Source organism: Mycolicibacter senuensis (assembly GCF_003284925.1).
GTDB lineage: Bacteria > Actinomycetota > Actinomycetes > Mycobacteriales > Mycobacteriaceae > Mycobacterium > Mycobacterium algericum_A.
The window spans coordinates 1-3,282 of the sequence record NZ_QMEX01000236.1 but is presented as its reverse complement, the minus strand read 5'-3'; the positions used below and the strand labels follow the sequence as shown (position 1 = coordinate 3,282).

Below are 3,282 nucleotides of genomic sequence, written 5' to 3'. Positions count from 1 at the left end.
GCGGTACGGCCGGGCCCGCCGCCCCCACAGCGTCGTCGACGGCGACCGCTGGGCCCCACCCCGCGTTACCCGGTGATGCCGCGCTGGACTCTGATGGGTGCGCCGACTCCGACTGTGGCACAGCACAAACCGCAGGGGCGGGTGGCACCGCCGACGCGATCGTTGGAGAAGGCGCTGGGCGGCGCGATCGCCGCGCTGGGCATCGCCGCGCTGGTGCATGCGCTGATCTACGTGCTGATGATCGTCAACCGCACCAGGTTGCTGCACCCAGTGATCGCCGAGGGCGCGGTGTGGTTGGGCAGGCTGGCCGGTCTCGCCGCGATCGCGGCGGTCGTCCACTGCGCTCTGGTGCTGACCCGCTGGCTGCTGGCGCGCCGGGAGGCGGCGTTCGCCCGGCTGCAGCTGCCCGAGTCGCGCCCGGCCTGGGCGCTGTGGGCCGGCTGCCTGGTGCCGCTGGTCAACCTGGCCTGGGCCCCGGTCTACGTGCTGGAGCTGGCCGGGCGGGAGGACCGGCTGGCCCGGCTGCGCAAACCGGTCGTTCTCTGGTGGGTGGTGTGGGCGGTGGCCACCGCCGCGGCGCTGTTCGCCACGGCCACCAGCTGGGCCGACGACGCGCAGGGTATCGCCGACAACATGGTGGCCACGGTGGTCGCCTATCTGCTCGGCCTGGCCGCGGTGGTGGCGGCGGCCCGGGTGGTCGAGGGATTCGAGCAGCGGTCGATGGGCCGGCCCGACCACCACTGGGTGGTAGTGCCCGATGGTCAGGATCCGGCGCCGTCGGGACGCGCGGCGCAGGGCGGCCCGCCAGCGGAGCCGGAAACCGCTGCGACACCGGCCGTCGCTGTCGGGTCCGGCGGGCGGGAACCGGCAGCATAAGCCCATGGCAGCGGCCGACGATGTGGTGGCGGAGCATCCCTTCGTGGTCGCGCACCGGGGCGCTTCGTTCGATCGTCCGGAACACACGCTGGCCGCGTACGATCTGGCGCTGCAGGAGGGAGCCGACGGCGTCGAATGCGATGTGCGGCTGACTCGCGACGGTCATCTGGTCTGCGTGCACGACCGGCGGGTGAATCGGACGTCCACCGGCGCCGGTTTGGTCAGTGAGATGACGCTGGCGCAACTGCAGAACTTCGACTACGGGGCCTGGCACGACGGCCGCCCGGACGGGTCTCTCGAGGCCGCGACCCCCCGGGGTGCCGGTCTGCTCACGCTCGAGGCGCTGGTGGCGATGGTCCTGGACTGGCACCGGCCGGTGAAGATCTTCATCGAGACCAAGCATCCGGTGCGTTACGGCGCGTTGGTCGAACGCGAGCTCCTGGTCCTGCTGGACCGATTCGGGATCGCCTCGCCGGCCTCGGCGACCCGTTCCCGCGCGGTGGTCATGTCGTTCTCGGCGGCGGCGGTGTGGCGGGTTCGGCGGGCGGCGCCGATGCTGCCGACGGTGCTGCTGGGTTCGGCGGCCCGGTACCTGCGCGGCGGCGCCGCGACCACGGTCGGGGCCACCGCCATCGGCCCGTCCATCGCGACGCTGCGCGAGAACCCGGAGTTGGTGGACCATGCGGCGGCGCGTGGTCGCTCGTTGTACTGCTGGACCGTCGATCGCGACGAGGACGTCGACTTCTGCCGGGATGTCGGCGTCGCATGGATCGCCACGAATCAGCCCGCCCGAACCAAGGCGCGGTTGCGGGCGGGCTGATCAGCGGGGGGCGGAGACGGTTACCCGCCGGCGGCCCGCGGCGCGCCGGCCTCCGGCGCCACGGTGCCGATCTCGCGGGCGATGAAGTTCTCCAGGTCGAACAGGTTGTGCCCGGCGCGGTCGGCGACCCGCAGCAACCGGGTCATCACGGCGACCTCCTCGACCTGCTCACGCAGGAACCACTGCATGAACTGCTCGCCGAGGTGGTCACCTTCGTCACGGGCGGCACTGGTCAGCCTGCTGATCTGTTCGGTGACGGTGCGCTCTTGGTCGAGCACGAGGGCGAGCGCGTCGCGGGGGGCGTCGAAGCGGTTGCGCACCGCGTCCGTGCCCGGGATCTCGACGTTGACGGCGCGGTCGAGCAGGTACTGCACCATCATCATCGCGTGACGGCGTTCCTCGACGGCCTGGGCATAAAAGAACTTCGCCAATTGCGGGAAATCCCCACCGTCAAAATATACGGCGACGGCGACGTATTGCTGCGCGGCGGTGAATTCGTGGTAGATCTGCTCCTGGAGCAGCGCGTGGAATTTCGACGTGTGGTTATCAATCTCGGACATGAATCCGATAATACCGAGGTCAGACCCGGTTTGCATCCAAGGTACACCTTACTCAGGGCAGCTTTGCCTAAGTAAAGATAGGATTGCCTGATATTACGTTAGCGGCTGCCGATAATTTCGAATGTACTTCAATTATCGGCTCCCATTGTCGGCGGTGCGTCACGGCTCAACTCATCGAATAGCCGTGCGGCCTGCTGGTGGTCCCACACCACCACCTCGCCGGCCTCGGTATAAGTGAACTCGCCGACGGGAACGGTCAGCATCGTGGTGGGACCGCGCAGCGCCCAGCCGAGTGCGGCCAGGTCCAGGACGCCGGCGCCGGCGTCGACGGTCATCGCGTGCACGGCGGCGTTCGGCACGGTGTACCAGCGCAGTGGGTTGAGCCAGACGGTCGGGTCGGTGACGCGGGCCAGCAGCGCGGACAGAAACAGTCGCTGGTGGTCCATCCGGTCCAGGTCGGCGCGCGGTGTGGCGCGGCTGCGCACGTAGCCCAGTGCGGCCTCGCCGGCCAGCTTTTGGCAGCCGGCCGGCAGGTTCAGCCCGGCCAGCGGGTCGTCGATCGGCTCGTCCGGGCACAGCACGACCCCGCCCAGGGCGTCGACGAGCGTGGCGAAGCCGCCGAACCCGATCTCGATGTAGTGGTCCAGCCGCAGGCCGGTGGTCTGCTCGACGGTGCGGGCCAGCAGCGGTGCTCCCCCCAGCGCGAACGCGGCGTTGATCTTGTCGTAGCCATAGCCGGGAATGGGCACATACGAGTCGCGCGGGATGGACACCACCGTGGTGGGCGTGGAACCCGTCGCCGGTAGGTGGATGAGCAGCATCGTGTCGGTGCGGCCGTTGCCGACGTCGCCGCCGGTGGTCAACTGCTGCTGCTGTGCGGCGCTGAGTTCGGCACGACTGTCGGAACCGACGAGCAGCCAGGTGGTACCGCGGCCTTGCTCCGGACGGTCGGGGTAGCCGGTGAACACCGCGGCACGTTGCAGCGCGGTGTCGAGCCAGGCGGCGCCGCCGACCAGGCCGGCGATG

Annotated in this window: 4 protein-coding genes; 2 read left to right on the top strand and 2 right to left on the bottom strand. The window is 69.9% G+C overall.

The genetic code is table 11. From position 1 onward, the window contains the following. Window positions 1-876 (top strand): DUF4328 domain-containing protein (locus tag DQP56_RS23390; RefSeq protein ID WP_133259020.1); only part of this gene is annotated, 876 nt, incomplete at its 5' end. 4 nt (window positions 877-880) lie between these two features. Continuing rightward, window positions 881-1,696 carry a glycerophosphodiester phosphodiesterase gene (locus tag DQP56_RS23385; RefSeq protein WP_112689437.1) on the top strand — a complete coding sequence of 272 codons (816 nt, stop codon included), beginning with the start codon at window positions 881-883 and terminating at the stop codon, window positions 1,694-1,696. Between the two features lie 20 nt (window positions 1,697-1,716). Here the strand turns inward: DQP56_RS23385 and DQP56_RS23380 are convergent, their stop codons facing one another. Then, entirely contained in the window at window positions 1,717-2,256 is a 540-nt protein-coding gene (locus DQP56_RS23380) for a ferritin (protein ID WP_112689435.1), read from the bottom strand. 128 nt (window positions 2,257-2,384) lie between these two features. Next, window positions 2,385-3,281, bottom strand: a complete 897-nt coding sequence (locus tag DQP56_RS23375; RefSeq protein WP_112689433.1) for an LCP family protein — start codon at window positions 3,279-3,281, stop codon at window positions 2,385-2,387. Between the last annotated feature and the right edge of the window lies 1 nt (window position 3,282).

What these genes read in the sequence shown, in the direction of transcription:
- DQP56_RS23385 (WP_112689437.1), top strand. Translation starts at nt 881, where the DNA reads ATGGCAGCGGCCGACGATGTGGTGGCGGAGCATCCCTTCGTGGTCGCG.
- DQP56_RS23380 (WP_112689435.1), bottom strand. Translation starts at nt 2,256, where the DNA reads ATGTCCGAGATTGATAACCACACGTCGAAATTCCACGCGCTGCTCCAG.